This is a genomic window from Bifidobacterium sp. MSTE12, from assembly GCF_000513015.1.
Taxonomy (GTDB): Bacteria; Actinomycetota; Actinomycetes; order Actinomycetales; family Bifidobacteriaceae; genus Bifidobacterium; species Bifidobacterium dentium.
In genome coordinates this window covers 134,071-151,096 of sequence record NZ_AZYA01000034.1, presented here as the reverse complement: position 1 = coordinate 151,096, position 17,026 = coordinate 134,071, and the positions used below count along the sequence as shown (strand labels likewise).

The 17,026-nt window shown below is 59.2% G+C and carries 11 protein-coding genes and 2 riboswitches; of the genes, 7 read left to right on the top strand and 4 right to left on the bottom strand.

Going from position 1 to position 17,026, the window contains the following annotated elements:
- The first annotated feature begins 75 nt into the window (after nucleotides 1–75).
- The 3 genes from HMPREF1494_RS07250 to HMPREF1494_RS07240 all read left to right on the top strand — a co-directional run bounded on the left by HMPREF1494_RS07250 (nucleotide 76) and on the right by HMPREF1494_RS07240 (nucleotide 4,950).
- Nucleotides 76–2,241: a hypothetical protein gene (locus tag HMPREF1494_RS07250; protein ID WP_034521851.1), complete on the top strand. Its 2,166-nt coding sequence runs from the start codon at nucleotides 76–78 to the stop codon at nucleotides 2,239–2,241.
- Nucleotides 2,242–2,384: 143 nt separating this feature from the next.
- Nucleotides 2,385–4,052, top strand: coding sequence for an aryl-sulfate sulfotransferase (locus HMPREF1494_RS07245; protein ID WP_003839813.1), 1,668 nt, complete (start codon nucleotides 2,385–2,387; stop codon nucleotides 4,050–4,052).
- 55 nt (nucleotides 4,053–4,107) lie between these two features.
- Nucleotides 4,108–4,950, top strand: coding sequence for an ATP-binding cassette domain-containing protein (locus HMPREF1494_RS07240; protein ID WP_051404745.1), 843 nt, complete (start codon nucleotides 4,108–4,110; stop codon nucleotides 4,948–4,950).
- 6 nt (nucleotides 4,951–4,956) lie between these two features.
- Here HMPREF1494_RS07240 and HMPREF1494_RS07235 read toward each other — a convergent pair whose 3' ends face one another.
- On the bottom strand, nucleotides 4,957–6,123 hold the full coding sequence (locus HMPREF1494_RS07235) for a pyridoxal phosphate-dependent aminotransferase (protein ID WP_003839809.1): 1,167 nt from the start codon (nucleotides 6,121–6,123) through the stop codon (nucleotides 4,957–4,959).
- 78 nt (nucleotides 6,124–6,201) lie between these two features.
- Nucleotides 6,202–6,969, bottom strand: coding sequence for a polyphosphate--glucose phosphotransferase (gene ppgK, locus HMPREF1494_RS07230; RefSeq protein ID WP_003843557.1), 768 nt, complete (start codon nucleotides 6,967–6,969; stop codon nucleotides 6,202–6,204).
- Nucleotides 6,970–7,210: 241 nt separating this feature from the next.
- Nucleotides 7,211–7,363, top strand: a riboswitch (FMN riboswitch).
- A gap of 5 nt (nucleotides 7,364–7,368) precedes the next feature.
- Here ppgK and HMPREF1494_RS07225 point away from each other — a divergent pair.
- From HMPREF1494_RS07225 to HMPREF1494_RS07210, 4 genes are all read left to right on the top strand, one after another.
- Nucleotides 7,369–7,971, top strand: a complete 603-nt coding sequence (locus HMPREF1494_RS07225; protein ID WP_012902234.1) for an ECF transporter S component — start codon at nucleotides 7,369–7,371, stop codon at nucleotides 7,969–7,971.
- Nucleotides 7,971–10,274, top strand: a complete 2,304-nt coding sequence (locus tag HMPREF1494_RS07220) for an energy-coupling factor transporter ATPase (RefSeq protein ID WP_034521536.1) — start codon at nucleotides 7,971–7,973, stop codon at nucleotides 10,272–10,274. The genes HMPREF1494_RS07225 and HMPREF1494_RS07220 overlap by 1 nt, the downstream gene beginning before the upstream one ends.
- Before the next feature lie 42 nt (nucleotides 10,275–10,316).
- Nucleotides 10,317–11,675: a metal-dependent hydrolase family protein gene (locus HMPREF1494_RS07215; RefSeq protein ID WP_034521533.1), complete on the top strand. Its 1,359-nt coding sequence runs from the start codon at nucleotides 10,317–10,319 to the stop codon at nucleotides 11,673–11,675.
- 106 nt (nucleotides 11,676–11,781) lie between these two features.
- On the top strand, nucleotides 11,782–12,087 hold the full coding sequence (locus HMPREF1494_RS07210) for a YhbY family RNA-binding protein (RefSeq protein WP_003839799.1): 306 nt from the start codon (nucleotides 11,782–11,784) through the stop codon (nucleotides 12,085–12,087).
- 140 nt (nucleotides 12,088–12,227) lie between these two features.
- On the opposite strand, the gene tenA is transcribed toward HMPREF1494_RS07210, so the two are convergent.
- Nucleotides 12,228–12,980, bottom strand: coding sequence for a thiaminase II (gene tenA / locus HMPREF1494_RS07205; RefSeq protein ID WP_003839798.1), 753 nt, complete (start codon nucleotides 12,978–12,980; stop codon nucleotides 12,228–12,230).
- A riboswitch (TPP riboswitch) is annotated at nucleotides 12,981–13,086 on the bottom strand. It lies immediately after the preceding gene.
- 78 nt (nucleotides 13,087–13,164) lie between these two features.
- Nucleotides 13,165–17,025 carry a DEAD/DEAH box helicase gene (locus tag HMPREF1494_RS07200; protein WP_034521530.1) on the bottom strand — a complete coding sequence of 1,287 codons (3,861 nt, stop codon included), beginning with the start codon at nucleotides 17,023–17,025 and terminating at the stop codon, nucleotides 13,165–13,167.
- Nucleotide 17,026: the final 1 nt, after the last annotated feature.

Sequence of the window (17,026 nt, the reverse complement as noted above, 5' to 3'; positions counted from 1 at the left end):
CAATCCAACCCGACATGCAGCCATTAGAATAATGACGTGATCTCTTCGAAGCAGCGTATTCAGACACGTCACCGCATGTGCGCAGCCATTCTATCCGCTCTTGCCATCATGGTGCTGATTGAGTGCGTGTTGTGCAACCTGCCGTTCTGGAGAACGCTTGCCGCCAGCGGTGATTCCGCCGCCGCAAGCAACACGTTGGGGCCGGGTCTGGAACGCACCGCCGACGGCATGCTCACCGTCACCGACCCCACGCAGGCCTATCTGCAAGTGGTCGCCGACGGTACGTCAGCCTACATACGCATCGATCCCGTATCGGGACGGACGATCGACAAAGCGCGCCAGGATGCCGAAAACAAGGGCAGCGAACCACCGCTCACCACCATTCGGGTACGGCCGGACGCCGATCGGGTCGCCTGCACGATTCGCTCCGTGTCACTGTCCCTGCCCCGCTCGCTGTATGTGAAGGCGGAGGCCGGCAGAACGGTGCGCGTGCAGATTCTGGAACCGAAGGGTTCACGGATTCCGATTCAAGCCGTACGCGCCAATGTGCGCGTGCCTTTCGAAATCAGTCCGCTTCGTATCGGCCTTATGGTCATCGTGTTCGCCTTGCTGCTGCTATGGAGACCGAATTCGCGTCTGTGGAAGGTGCCGCTTGATACGTCCGCCGTTCGCCAGCGCACGGCCTTCGCCCTGCTCATGGCCATTCCCGCCATCATCACCATCTGGAACGTCGTATGGCAGATTCGTTCCGCCGTCCCCCTGCAGTTCCATGCCGACGGCATGTACACCTACGATTTCGACCAGTACGACCATATGGCGCAGGCGCTGCGCAACGGCCACACCTGGCTTGACCTGGAAGTGCCGGACGAGCTCCGCGACGCCGACAATCCGTACAGCGCCGAAACCCGGCAGCGTCTTCTTGACGACGGTGTCAGTCCGATCTATTGGGATTACGCCTACTATCAGGGTCATTGGTACTCCTATTTCGGCGTGCTTCCGGCGATCATGCTGTTCCTGCCGTTTCGTGCGGTCACATCGCTATGGGTCGAAGGCGGGCTCATGTTGCCTTCCAGCGCGGCGGTGCTTCTGCTCATGTTCGGTTTTCTGGTGTTTGCCTGCCTGCTTACGGTGCGGCTGATCGAACGCATCCGCCCCGGTTCCTCCCTCGCGGCGGCCAGTCTGCTGTGCGTGTTCATGTTGTTGGCATCCAACAGCGTCTATCTGTGGTATCGCACGAATTTCTATTCGGTGCCGATCGCCGCCTCCCTGTTCCTGAGCACACTGGGGTTGTGGCTATGGTTGGGAGCCGCGAAGCCATTGCCTTCCGCATCCCATGATGACATGCCTGCGGTGGAGGATCCGCCGGCGTTGTCACTGCCGCACTTGGCGGCCGGCTCGGTATGCATCGCCGCGAACCTCGGCTGTCGGCCCACGTTCACGGTGGTGGCACTGCTGGCGTTCGCGATTTTCCGGCCGCAGATTCATGCCATCATCCGTCAATGCAAAGTGCGGCGTGACGGTGGATCCGTCAGCCACGGTACGGGCGTATTGCGGCTGCTACGCGCACCATTCGCCGTGCTGGTTCCCGCACTGGTCGTGGTCGTTCCACTGCTTGCCTACAATGTGGCACGATTCGGATCCGTCCTTGATTTCGGCAGCAGCTATCAGATGACCGTCACCGATATGACGAATTACCATCAGCCATTTGCCAACTTTCTGCTTACCTGCGGATATTATCTGTTTCTGCCGTTACGATTCACCGATCAGTTCCCGTTCCTAGCGGTCTCTCCGACGCCTTTGCCGTCGTGGGGCTTCACCGAGGCGATGCCCGGTGGCTTGTTCACAACGGTGCCGCTTGCCATCGCCGCACTCGCGCAGCCATTCCTGCGGCGTCGCATGCACCGATCTGGCCGAGCGAATATGTGGGGTATGCTGACGGCATGTTTGATTCTGGGACTGCTGACCATAGCGCTTGACTCGCGCCTCGGAGGTCTCGGATGGCGATACATCGCCGATTTCGGCTGGTTGTTCGCGTTGGCCGCCCTGCCGGCATGGCTGTTCGCGCTCGATTGTTCCCGTCCACGACTGAGATGGCTGATGCGCGCGGGTGTTCTCGCGCTGCTGATGTTCTCGATTACGATCACCGTGCTGTCGCTGTTCATGCCGGGGCGCGAGGATGAGTTGATTCGCGCCAATTCGGTATTGTTCCTTGAAGTACAGTCATGGTTCGCACTGCCCTGATTCGTTGCGCATATGCCATTTACAGCGAATATTCAGCCTATTCTCATGATTCAACGAGCGAATTTACCTGTTGTCTTTGAGGTACGGCGATAATAGTGGCGGATATCCCCCTTTCGCCTTGAGATGAATATCGTCGGAGTCATATGTTTATGAAAAAGCTCGCCATATTGCCGAACCACCCTCGGGCCAGACGCTGGTCCGCCGCACTCATCGCCTCCGCCATCGCGCTGGGCGCATGCCTGTTGAGCTACGACAATGTAGAGGCGCAGATACGTCAAAACCGTATCGAACGGCTCAACGCCCGAATAGAAAACGTATACACCGCCGACTATCAGGACATGGCCGACGACAATCTCAAGGCCGAGAAAAGCCAGGCCGCGGCCACGGAAGACGACATCTTCGTCAAAGAGAACCCTTACGGCACCAACACCACGTCGCTGTACGTGTATTTCACCACCGATGACGCCGTCTCCGTCAGCTATACCGTGCACGCGGACGGATATGCCGACTTCACACGCACCGCATATCAGGAATCGCAATACCAGCGCACGCACGAATTCCAACTGCTGGGACTCATACCCGGCAAGACCAACACCATCACCCTCACACTGACCAACGCAGACGGCGACGCACGTACGCATACGATCACCCATAGGGGCGCCTCACTGCTCGGCAACGAGGAAGTGCAGCTCGAATCGACCAAGACCGCGGAAACCGGGGAGAATCTCGGTGATGGCCTGTATGCGATTCTCGGCAACGACAGCGACGAGCAGGACTTCATGTTCTACTACGACACGAACGGCGTGCTGCGCGGCGAGATCCCCGTGCTCTACTACCGTTCGCACCGTCTGCTGTTCGATGACGACGGACTCATGTGGTTCTCCGCCTCCACCAAGCACATGGTCGGCATGAACCGGCTCGGCAAGCTGGAGAAAATCTACAATCTGGGATCCGACTACATCCTGCACCACGACTACGCCCTGGACGATGATGGCAACATCGTGATGCTCGCCACCGAGCTGAACCGCAGCGACAACGCCGTACAGGATCAGGTCATCAAACTCGACACCACCACCGGCGAAGTGACCGGCCTGCTCGATTTCGGCGAGATGTTCGCCGACTACAAGGCCTCCTCCACGCATGCGGGCACCGACGAATCGGATTCCAACGCGAAGAACCGCTGGGACTGGCTGCACTGCAATACCATCCAACTGCTGGAAGACGGCTCCGCCCTGTTCTCCGCACGAGAGACGTCGACCATCATCAAAGTGAACGACTTGGAATCGAAACCGACGCTCGCCTACATGATCGGCGAAGCATCCGTGTGGGCCGGTACCGACGAAGCCGACTCGTTCCTCACCAAATCCGGCTCGTTCCCCGACACCGGCGGACAGCATTCGATCACCTACGTAACCGATGATTCACTGTCGGACGGCCAGTACTATCTGTACATGTTCAACAACAACTTCGGCACCGCCCTGACCCGACCCGAGTTCGACTGGTCCGTGATCGACGGCATTTCGACGGAGTTCTCCTCCGACACGGCGCGCTCGCAGTACCGCAAGTATCTGGTCGATGAGAACGCCGGCACGTACAGTGAAGTGTCGTCGTTTGACGTGCCCTATTCGCCGTACGTCTCCTCCGCGCAGGAGCTCGACAACGGCAACATCCTCATCGATTCGGGCATGAAGGGCCTGTTCGGGCAATACTCGTCCGATGGCACGCTGCTGTCCGAGTTCAGGATGACGCTCAACACCAGCTATATCTACCGCGTCTACTCCTACGATTTCCAAGGTTTCTATTTCGCCTGACCACACCCACCGACGACTCACGCCGATTGAGGATGGTCACTATACAATGATTCCCATGGGATTCTTCGATACGCTCTTCACCGCCAAACACGACACCCCCATCTCGACCGTGACCTTCACGCTCGACAACGCCGCACATACCTATGAGGACGGCAATATCGGCCTGGATGCCACAACGCTGACCATCACGCCCTCCGATAGGCGGGTGGCGGTGATCGGCCTGAATGGTTCCGGCAAGACCACGTTGCTGAAACTGCTTGACGGGGCATTGCCAGCCACCGCAGGCTCGGTCCGGATCACGGCCGACGGCACGGATTACGATCCATCCGTAAAGCGTGACCTGAAGCATGTCGAGGATTGTATCGGACGCGTACGCCGCGAGGAGATTCCGAACGGCTATTACCAGGCCTCCTCGATACGCGAGGCGATCGACCAGCCGTTGAAAAAACATAAGGTTCCGGAAAGCGAACGTCAGGCGATCATCGGCAATCTGTTCGCTCATTTCGACCTGGCATCGGTCGCGAAGGAACCCGCTTCCGCCTTGGATGGCGAGAAACGGCATCTGCTGGCGATCGCTTCCGCGCTGAGCTTCTCCCCTGCCGCAATCGTAGCCGATGAACCGACCAAGGGATTGGATGAGGTCGCTTCGGCCAACGTGGCCAAGGCGCTGTTCAGCTATGACAGGCAGGTGATCTTCGCCACGCACGACACGGCACTCATCACCCGCCCCGAATATGCCATCGACCGTACGCTCGTGGTCGACGAGCACAACGTGGTCTTCGATGGCACGCCCCATGACGCCGTCGCCTTCTACACCGACCTCATCCGAGCCAAGTATGAGGCATCCAGATTCCCTCAATCTGCCGACGCTGACGGCCGCTCAGCGTCGGCAGATTGAGAAGGACTAGCCGATCAGTTCGTTGACGGTGTCAAGCACGATTTGAACGTTACGCCGAAAATCCTCCGGCTCCGGCAGCAGGGAAATCGCCAGATAGCCGTTTGACGTCATGTCGAAGAAGTAACCGGGCTGTCCGGAAACGCCATGCCGCTCGATCATGGCAAGCACCAGCTCGTTTTCGTCAAGCACGCTTGGCACGCGCAGAAGCACATTCCAGCCGCCTTCCGCCCGCAGCACGCTGACCAGACCATTCGGGTCCGTCTTCAGCATGGCGTGCAATGTCTGGAGATTGCTGCGCACACGCGCCCGTACACGTGTGGTTTGCTCCGGTGCGGCCTGAAGCATCGACGGAATCCGTTGGGCGATGATCTCACTCATCGGCAGATAGTCGTCGGCGATCACGTCCAGCCTGCGTTTGGCCTCGGCCACGTCCTCGACGGGTCCGGAGACCTGGATCCAACCGACTTTGGCGTGCGGTGCGGCGAGCATCTTCGAAAACCCGTCCAGCGCGAACGTAAGCACGCCATGCTCACCCGCCAATCGTGCGTTGCCTTCGAACGGTTCGAGATCGTAATCATAGAACACTTCGTCGGCGATGATGGCCACCCCATGCTCACGGCACAGTTGCACTATCGCCTCGCGTTCCGGCGTCTTGACATACGAGCCGGTGGGATTGTTGGGGTTGATGAGTATCAGCGCACGGATACGTCCACCATGTTCACCTTCCAATGCCTCGCGGAGCTCGGCGACATCAATGTACCAGGAGCCGTCGAATCGTTGCTGGTATTCAATCGTATCGACGCATTCGAGACGTGCGATGGATTCGATGAGCGGATAGCCCGGCTTCGGCGCGAGCACGGCATCGCCGGCATCGCATAGCAGCTTGATCAGCCAGGAATACGCTTCCGACGTGGAGCTCAGGATATAGAGGTCATCCGCTTCGCAGCGTCCGTTCCCCCGCCCGTTAAGGAACGTCGCCAATGCCTCGCGCGCATACCGTTGTCCTTTCGGTTCGGCGGAATAGACCTCCGGCACCGATGCCGGGGCAAGACCATGTCGGGTCGGATTGGAATCGTTCAGTTTGCCGAGGGTCACGCCTTGGCGTTTGGCCGCGGCCTCCTCCACCGCGATCGGATTGGGCTCACTGATATCGACTCGAGAAGAAAAACGCATGACTCCACCCTACTCCCCGGACGTACGGAAAAGGCCGCCTGACGAATCAGACGGCCTTGAACGATCGATGCTACGGAATCACTTCATCTTGGTGCTTGCATAGTACGCAGCGCCGATGATGCCGGCCTCGTTGTGCAGCTTGGCCGCGACGATCGGGGTCTTGATGTCGATGTACGGCAGGAACTTCTCGGACACGCGGGACACACCGCCGCCGACGACGAACAGCTGCGGATCCAGATAGAACTCCATGAGGGAGTAGTACTTGGTCAGACGCTTGGCCCACTTCTTGTAGCCCATGTCGAGCTTCTCACGGACGGATGAGGCGGCGTACTTCTCGGCATCGCCCTTGCCCTTGAGCAGTTCCAGATGGCCGAGCTCCGTGTTCGGGATGAGTTCACCGTTGAAAATCAGGGCGGTGCCGATGCCGGTACCCAAAGTGGTGGCCACGACCAGGCCGTTCTGCCCCTTGGCGGCGCCGAACTGCTGTTCGGCAAGGCCCGCGGCGTCGGCGTCGTTCACCACGGTGACCGGACGACCGCATGCCTCGGAGAATACCTCGGTGACGTCCACGCCAACCCAAGACTGATCCAGATTGGCCATGTAGCCGAGCTTCTCTCCCACATGAATCGGAGCCGGGAAAGCGATGCCGACCGGAGCGGTCTCCGGAACCTCAAAATGCTCGAGCTGCTGGCGAACGATTTCACCGACGGCCTTCGGAGTGGACACCTCCGGAGTAAGAATCTTCAGACGAGGCTCAGCAAATTCGCCCTTCTCCAGGTTAACCGGGGCGGCCTTAATGCCGGAGCCGCCGATGTCAACGCCGAAGGCTTGTGCAGTCTCAATCATCTCTGACCTCTCTATGCAGGTAATGGTGGGTGTAATCGAACCGGTATCCGCCATAGTAACTCGTGCCATACCCACTACACGCGCGGAACGCACAAATAGTGAATACGATTGCATGATTTGCCATACTTAACCGACTCAACATTCCGCTCCCCCGAGATGGATAACGATTGCGCCCCCGACCGGCCGCCTGAAACCGTAACCGGACCTCACCTATATCCATACCGGCGCGTATATATGGTTCCGCAAGTTTCAGGGAAGGTGAAAACCCTTACTGGCGGTAACGGTGAAACCGATGACCATAACGGCCCACCACCGAAGCCCGCGACCCGCGAATGCGGCTGATCCGGTGAGAATCCGGGGCCAACGGTCAAAGTCCGGATGGAAGAAACGGAGCTCACCATGAGTGTATCTTCGCATAGCGCGCAGCAGTCCAACAACCAGTCCCGACCGGACAACGAGCATTCCACGGGAGTGGCCGATTCCGGTCGCTGGTCCACCAAACGCATCGCCATGTACGCGTTGTTCGTGGCATTGGCCATGGCCGTCAGTCTCATAGAATTCCCGATCATCCCGGGCGTGCAGTGGCTCAAGTACGATCCGTCGGGCATCGTCTGCCTCGTGGCGGGCTTCGCATTCGGCCCTTCGGCGGCCGTGATCGTGAGCGTACTCGGCTTCGTCCCTCATCTGTTTACCAATCCGTGGGGTACGCTGATGGCGGTGCTCGTGGCGTTGGCGCTATCGGTGCCGGCCTCGCTCATCTACCGCAGGAACAAGACCCGCAAAGGCGCGTTGCTCGGCATCGTCGTCGGCGCGATCATCGCGCTCGCGGCGGCGATCGTAGGTAACATCATCGTCACGCCGTTCTATGCGCACATGACCACCGCGCAGGTCGTGGCACTGATCATTCCGGCACTCCTGCCGTTCAACGCATTGAAGTTCACGATCCACGGCGTAGTCACTTTCCTGGTCTACAAGCCGATTTCCAACCTGCTGAACCATTGATGTCGAACACTCCCGTCATCGAGCTGCATGACGTTCGCTTCAGCTATGACCACGGCGCCACCTGGGCGTTGGATGGCATCGACCTGACCATCCTGCAAGGCGAACGCATCTGTCTGACCGGCGCGAACGGTTCCGGCAAATCCACGTTGTCCCGTGTGATCGCCGGGCTGGTCGCGCCCGATTCGGGAACCGTCACGCTGCTCGGCAATGTCGCCTTCGATGATTCCGGCGCCCATGCCGACGCATACCGCACGGCCCGTCACGGCATCGGCGCCGTCTTCCAGCATCCGGAAGATCAGATCGTCACCACGATCACCGAGGATGATGTCGCCTTCGGTCCGGAGAATCTTGCAATCGCACATGATGATATCGGGACCAGGATCACCGCTTCTCTGAAAGCCGTCGGCATGCAGAACTACCGCAAGGCCGATCCGACCAGGCTGAGTGGCGGCCAACAACAACGCGTCGCGATTGCAGGCATGCTCGCTATGGATTCGCAAGTGCTGGTATTGGACGAGCCGACCGCCATGCTCGACCCGCAGGCACGCGCCGACATCATGCGGGTGCTCGACGATCTGCAGGAACGCGGCACCACCATCATCCTGGTCACGCATCACATGGACGAGCTCGTGCACGCCGATCGTGTGGTCCGGCTGGAGCGGGGACGCGTGACGGACACCGGTTCCAAGGGAAACCGTCCTACACCCCCGTCGCTTTCGACCGGCACTCGCCGACGGATTGGGAATCCGGCCGAAAGCGCTTCGTCGCAATCCGCTCCCATCATCAAGGTACGTGATCTCGCCTATCGTTATCCGAACGCCGACCCATCCGTCTTCGAGCATCTTTCGCTGACCATCAACCGGGGCGAGACGATAGCGCTTATGGGGCGCAACGGTGCAGGCAAAACCACCTTGGCCCGCATGCTTTGCGCATTGGAGACCCCACAATCCGGCTCCATCATCATCGACGGCATCACCGTTGCGCAAGCCGTCGACTCCGGCGCATCGAAGCCGCTCAACCGCAAAGCCCGCGAAAAGCTCCGTGCCACCGTTGGCTTCGTCATGCAGCATCCGGAACGGCAGCTATTCGCCGAAACCGTTGCCGATGACATCGCCTACGGCCCACGCAATCAGCACCTGAGCGAGGCACAGGTTCAGGAGCGGGTCGAGCAGTCCCTGCGGCTCTTGCATATCGAACATCTGAAGGATCGCTCCCCGTTCGATCTGTCCGGAGGCCAGCAGCGTCTCGTGGCCATCGCCGGTGTGATCGCCCGCAATCCACGCATACTCATCATGGACGAGCCAACCGCCGGACTCGACGAACAGGCGACCGCACGCGTGCACGAACTCATCCGCACGTTGCACGACGATGGCGTGACCACGCTCATCATCTCGCATTCGCAAGCGGAGGTCGACGCCATCGCCGATCGCACCATCACGCTTGAACCACAAGCGTCATCGACGACGCGGTCTGATGACGGCGAGCAGGATCCGTCCGCGGCCGCACCCATGAAATCGGGGCGGAGCGACGGCCGCAAGCCGTCCTTCATCGACGGTCTCGACCCACGTGTGAAGATGATATCCGCACTCGCACTGATGTTCTCCGCCTTCGCCATCAACTCCGGCCGGCAGTTGCTACTGTCCGCAATCTTCACCGGCATGATTATCGGCGCCGCCCGACTCAATCCATGGCGATTGCTCAGATCCGTGCACATGTTCCTGATGTTGTTTGCATGCTGTGGCCTGCTCAATGTCTTCTTCGTACGTTCCGGTACGACTGTGGCTCAGCTGGGACCGATCCCGATCACCGACGACGGCATCACCATCGCGCTGTTGTACGCCTGCCGGTTCGCCGTAGTCATCGTGCTGGGAGCGACATTCCTGAACACGACCACACCGACGGCAATGACCGACGCCTTCGAATCGTTACTGTCGCCTTGGAAGCGTTTCGGTATGCATACGCAGGAGACTGCGCTCGTCATGAGCCTGGCTCTACGCTTCCTGCCGACGCTCGGCACCGAGGCGAAATCCATTGTCGACGCTCAGGCGGCGCGTGGCGGCGTCATAGAGACCGGTTCGCCCGCACAACGCATCAAGGCGATGACGGCCATCATCATACCGGTGTTCGCGGGCACGATCCGGCACGCCGACAATCTGAGTCTCGCTCTTGATGCACGCTGCTATGAGGAAGGCGTGGAACGCACTCACTGGCGCGTCATGCGCGTCACCGCACGTGACATCGCTGCGGCCGCCGCAGTCATCGCCTATCTTGCGGCGTTGATCGCCTTGCCGGCGTTATGCTAGTGATTGTTCCGTCTGCGGTATCGCGACGATTAAGGAGCAGTGATGACGATGAAGTCAGGAATATCGAAGATTATCGAGCCGTTCGCCCTGGCTCACGTACGTCTGATTGTTGGAGATGCCAAGGGAACCGTATTGCCCGATATGACGGTTCTGGTCGGTGCGCATGGCCGGATCGAACGGGTCTCGCCAAGCTTCGACACCCCCGTTCCGGACGAATACCATTATCTTGACGGTACCGGAAAATATGCGATGCCAGGCCTGATTAACGCGCATACGCACCTGTTCTCGCAAGGACGCCCGTTGAATCCGAAGATGGCCACGCCGAAAGGCCAGCGCATCATCGCGGCCATGGTGCATTCGCCGTTCGGCAGACCATATGTCAACGCCATGGCGAAGGCGAGCATACGTACGCTGCTGGAGTCGGGCGTCACTACGATCCGTACGCTGGGCGATATCGGTTATGAGGCCGTGACGTTGCGCGATGAGATCGCCGCAAACGAAATGGTAGGCCCTCGTGTTCTGGCATCGGGACCGTTGCTGGCGATTCCTGACGGCCATGGCGCTCCCCTGATCGCGTTGGAAAGCGAAACCCCGCAAGAGGCACGTCTGCATACGCGCATGAACATCGAACATGGCGTCAATGCCATCAAGATCGCCGCAACCGGTGGCGTCACCGACTCCCAGGTGCTCGGAGAGGCCGGTTCCCCTCAGATGACCATCGAACAGATGCGCGCCATCTGCGACGAGGCCCACAACGCAGGCATCATCGTCGCCGCGCATGCGCAAGGCGCGGAGGGGGTTCGCAGAGCGTTGCAGGCTGGCGTGGATACCATCGAACATGGCAGCCGCCTTGATGATGAACTGATCGAACTGTTCACGCACAATCCGAATGCGTTGCGCGGCCATTCCGCACTGGTGCCGACGCTTTCCGCAGGATTCCCGCTGTGCGCATTCGGCCGCGACGTAACCGGCATCACCGAGATTCAGGCCGAGAATTCGAAACTCGTGGTCGACGGCATGATCGCCGGCGCCCGGGCCGCACATGACGTGGGCATTCCGGTCGGCGTCGGCACCGACACCGCCATGACTTTCGTAACGCAATACAATACGTGGCGCGAACTGGCGCTACTGGTGAAATTCGCCGGATTCACACCGGCCGAGGCCATCCATGCGGCCACCGCCGTGAATGCACGGATTCTCAACGTGTGCGCATCCACCGGTTCATTGGAGGATGGCAAGGTCTCCGACATGGTGGTGCTGGATGCCAATCCGCTGGAGTCTCTCGCCGCACTTGCCCGTCCGGCGCTGGTGATCGCCGCCGGTCATCCCGTATGGCATCCGCATGCCAAGCGGTTCGATGACATCGACCGCCTGCTTGATGAGGCGATGGAACGTACATGATATGCAGGGTTTTACCGACCTCACGCTATGGTAGAGCGAGCGTTATCGAAAGACTTTGATGCCGCGGACAGCACGCGGAAAGTTACCCAGAGAAAGCGAAACATATATGGCACTTACCAAAAAGCAGATCAAGCAGTTGCGAGGCATGGCCAACAAGCTCAACCCGATCGTTCAGGTCGGCAAGAATGATTTGAGCGAGAACGCCATCAAGCAGGCGGATGACATCATCGAACGACGCGAGCTCATCAAGGGCTCCGTGCTCGACGGTTCCGGTCTGACCGCAAAGGAGGCCGGCGAAGGCTTGGCCGAGCAGCTCGATGCGGAGCTTGTGCAGGTGATCGGCAACCGGTTCGTGATCTACCGCCGTTCCCAACGCGATGACGTGGAGCATATCCGGCTCGTTCGCGAGTAAGCGACTTCTCCTGATGGAGATCCGCGGGAAGGAAACTCCCGAGAAGACAAAGGTGGGTTGGCATCCGGGAATGGATGCCAACCCACCTTTGCAATGAAAACAAACAATCGAAAGTCAGCGGGCCCTGCACCGCAGCGGCGTCAGCGCCCCCGATCCCATTCGGGCTTCCACGTGTACTGCATGTCGTAGGCGCTGGACCAGAACATGTACTCGTTTTCGACACCGGTTACGAAAATGTCGATTAGTTCCCGTTTGCGTTTTTCGGACAGCCCTTCGGCCAACCGTTCGATATGTTCGATCAACCATGCGGAGCCTTCCCAGAACTCCTCGGTCTTATACATGTCGACCCAGCTCTTGTAAGGGTTGGCGTCCAGCGTGTCCGCGAATTCACGGGCGAGACGCTGGCCATAGTCGGCATATACCCACGCACACGGCAGCACGGCCACAAGAATGTCGACCAATTCCTTGCCATAGGCGATGGAAAGAATGTTCGACGTGTATGCGCGTGCGAATGCGGATTGCCGCACGCCGGCCATCTCCTCCTCACTCACGCCGTAGCCGGCCATATACTTGCGATGCACGTTGGTCTCCACGTTGAAGATCGCGCTTTGCACGCCGACCATGAACTGCATGACCTCGGTATCGTCGGTCTTGGTCAGGGCCAACGCGTGCACCTTGGCGTAATCGGAGAGATAGCGGTAATCCTGCAGCAAATAGAAGGCGAACTTCTCACGTTGCAGCGTACCCTCGCCAAGCTCACGCAGGAATGGCTGACGGTAGCCTTGCTCCCATACCAGATCGGCCGCCTCGCGCATGCGCTGCGCGAATGGGGGAAGATTGTCGAGCCGAACACCGCGTGCCGGATCATATGGTTTGTTGATTGCAGACATCATATCGCTCAAAGATATGCCTCCCTACGCTGGTATTAACCATCAGGTTCAAAGGGTCAGGCCTTACGCCTATCTCAACCCGGTTGTACGGGTTCCCCTGCATTACGCCGTTCATTATGGCAATACCGGCAGACACCCCATCTCGCTCCCGTGACGTGCCGCCGAACGCGGAACGTCGCCTCCTATGTCAGCTCAGCAGATCAAGCAGATCGTCCTTGGTGAGCGAGCCGACGCCGCCCGAAGCGCCACCGTCGGTGAATTGCCGTGCCAGCCGGCTCTTGTCCCGCTGTAACTTCAGCATGCGCTCCTCAATGGTGTCTTTCGCCACAATCCGGTACACGTTCACGTCCTGTGTCTGCCCGATGCGGTGTGCGCGGTCAGTGGCTTGGTTCTGCGCAGCCTCATTCCACCAAGGATCGGCATGAATCACCACGGATGCACCGACCAAGTTCAGGCCGGTATTGCCGGCTTTGAGCGAGATCAGGAACACAGGCGCATCATCGCCATTGAACTCATCCACCAACTCCACGCGCTTCCTCTTCGGCGTCTCACCGGTAATCACATGGAACGCAACGCCGTGTTCGGCGAGTCGCACGCCAATCAGGTCAAGGAACGACGTGAACTGCGAGAAGATGAGCACCTTCTTGCCCTCATCCATGCAGTTGGCCACCAAATCGTCGATGGCTTCAAGCTTGGCCGAGCCGTTTTTCGCGTCCGCATACACCAACCGAGGATCGCAGCAAAGCTCGCGCAGCAACGTGAATTCCGCAAGAATGCGAACCCTGCTCGTGTTGAAATCGGCATCCCGTGTTTTGGTGAGTGCGGCGCGCAGCCGCTGTTCGTGCGCCGCATACAGTTTGCGTTGCTCCCCCGCCAGCTTCACGGTCACGACGTTCTCGAACTTGTCGGGCAGATCGGTAAGCACGTCCTTTTTCAACCGTCGTTTGATGAACAGGCCGACCAACGCCCGCAACTTGTCAGCCATGACGGACTGTTCCGGACCGGGCGCCAGAATCGGCTGCTCGTACCGTTCGCGAAATCGCGTATAAGTGCCCAGCAGCCCCGGCATAAGAAAATCGAAGATGCTCCACAGTTCGCTCAGACGGTTCTCGATTGGCGTGCCGGTCAATGCGAAGCGATGCGCGGCGTTCACCTGCTTGACCACTTTCGCTACCTTGGTGGCGTGGTTCTTGATGTATTGCGCCTCGTCGAGCACCATGCATGCGAACCTGCAGCCGGCGTATTCGTCGATATCGCGACGCAACAAATCGTAGGATGTAATGAGTATGTCCGGACCGTCCTCGCTTTCGGAGGATGCCTCGGAAACGGAGGATGACGAGGACTCCGATTTCGCCATTGCCCGTAGCCGCCGCAGCACGTTGCGGCGTTCCGTCTTGGTGCCAGCCACGACCTCCACGGTAAGATCGGCAGTGAATTTCTCGCATTCCGCGGCCCAGTTGTAGACGAGCGATGCCGGGCAGACGATGAGCGTCGGGCCATTCCCCTTACGTGCCTCGACAAGGGCAAGCAGTTGCACGGATTTGCCCAGGCCCATCTCATCGGCGAGAATGCCACCGAATCCCTTGTCCCATAATGTGGAAAGCCAACGGAATCCCTCCGCCTGATATGGCCGCAGCACGTTGCGCAACGCTTGCGGTACCTCATAGCGACTCGGATCGATGATCTTCACATCGTTGACATACGAGGTGAAGGATGCGTTTTTGCGTTCATCCGGCACCTGTGCGTCCAGTAGAAACGCCTGATAGCCCGGAATGGCGATGGTTCCGCCGTCAAGTTGCGTTCCGGTCAGGTCAAGATCCGAGGCAATACGATCGAGTTCACCCAAATCGGCATCCCGCAGATCCACGAAGGTGCCGTCGTGCAGCCGATGGTAGCGACGTCTGCGCCGATAACTGTCAAGCAGTGCACCGACCTCGTTCATCGGTACTTCGTCGGCGATCGGCGAAATCTCGACAAGGTTCGATTCGACCGACAACCCGACCTTGACGCTCGGCTTCGACGGAGACATCAAGCCGTCGAAGGCGGCAGTGGAGAACACCTGACCCATCGATTTGAGAATCTCCACACCTTCGGTGATCAGCAGCAGAATGGCGTCTTCATCCTCTTCCCTGACACGCGCCGGATTGGTAGCGCTCCATGTCGGAAACAGCTGACGCGCCACTTGCACAGCGAGCGTCTCACATTCCTGATCGCGCTTGACCAGCGAAGCCTTGGATGTGGAATCGGGGTTGACGACGCCACGCAACTCCTTGGCTGCGGGGACCAGCTGAAATACGAAGTCCCCATATCGTGCCACGACTTCACAGGTCACTCCGTACAGGTCACGGTCCAGATAATATTCAATCCGGCATTCCGCACCGATCGCATAGGCGACTTCCTGCGGCACATGCAAGCCGATGCCGGCGTCGGCGAGCGCGGGAAGTATGGTGCGTGCGAACATGGGCCAGTCCTCTTCGGCGATGAATACGCCGTCCGGATCGCCTACGCATAGTGAGGAGAGCGGGCCGAATGCCGGTTCCATTGCGGCGGAGCAACGGTAGAGTGCGGTATCTGCGTAGCCATTGGTCTGGGCGCAGATCATATAACGGCTGTGTTGGCCCGTTACCGTGCCCATGATCACCTTGTCGGCGATGATGCGTATGCCGCGATCTTCACCGTGACGTTCGTACGATACGTTGAAGCCGAACGCCGGATTTCCTTCGATGATGTTGAGTTCGCCGGCATGGCTCAGTCCGGAGGCGACCATGATGGACGTGGGCTTGTGTTGCGCCAGCCCGGCGATGTCGTCAGTCTCCATGGCATGCGTGTTCTCCGATGCCTCTCCGTTTGGGAGGGGTAATGGCAATGCGTCATGCAGGTCGAGCAGGTCACAGACCTCCCAATCGGTGAGGAGCAGGTCTCTTTGCACGGTTACGGCATCACCGTAGGAGTATCGGTTTTGCATCTGTGAGATGGCACGTGTAGCGAGTACTCGGTTGAGCGATGTCAGGACGCTTTGCGAGAACTGGTCGAGCATATCCGGCGTATGGGTGAAGGCCAGCTTACGCCCATATGATTCATAGGCTCCCGTTCGCATGTTGGATACGAATCTCGAGATGTTTTTCAGAACGTACGAGGTGTTGTCGTGGCCGATGCGCAGGCTCAGCGACCAGGTCGTTCCTTCGGTGAGCGTGATCGTCGGTTCAAGATGCACGCTGCCCGGCAGCACGATGGCCGGGCCGTCGTTGTGGGAGCCGCCCGCTTTGCCATGGTGGTCGGGCGCCAGCCATCCTTGTTCTTCGCCCAATCGCTGTTTCGCATTGGCGATGCGTTTAAGCAGGCTGAGCTGGGAGTCCTTGTTCGACGTATGTCGTTCGGCATCGATTCGCCTCATGTAGTCGGCGATGTATCGTGGGGTGGCATTGCCCGGCTGGTAGCCGTGGAAACGTTCCGGGGTTTGCACGAACAGCATGATCATTGCGGCGAGGTGCTTGCACATGCCGGTATAGCGGAATCCGGTTCCGGCGGAACGTCCGTCGGTGCTTCGACGGGATCTCCGGCCGAAGCCGTGTGGGCTTTGGTAGGCGTTGGCATCATCGTTGCCCTCATCCACGTGACCGAATGCGGGTTCCCTGCCAAAATCGTCGTAATCGTCGTAATCGGCATCCTCGTAATCGTAGATTTCGTCGTCATCGGAGAAACTACGATAGCCGAAGCTGTCGCGGTATCCTCTGTCGTGAGCGGAATCGGCGCCTGCGAAGGCAGGGCAGCTGCAGTAGCGTGCGAGCAGTAGCTGGTCGCCCATATCGACGGTGGCTTGCACCGTATAGTTGCTGGAAGGCGAAGTGGTGCCACGTACGGAGGCGCTCAGTGTGATACGGTCCGCTTCGGGGTCGTTCAGACAGTACAGATCCCGCATCTTGGCGCGCCATTGGTTGGTGATGCCGCGGGCACGCTGAAGCACCGCCGTGTTGCATTCGCTATGCAGTTCGTCGGAAAGCCACGTGAGTTTGCCTGGCACTTTTCGCCTTTCGCCTCGCTCTGCCATT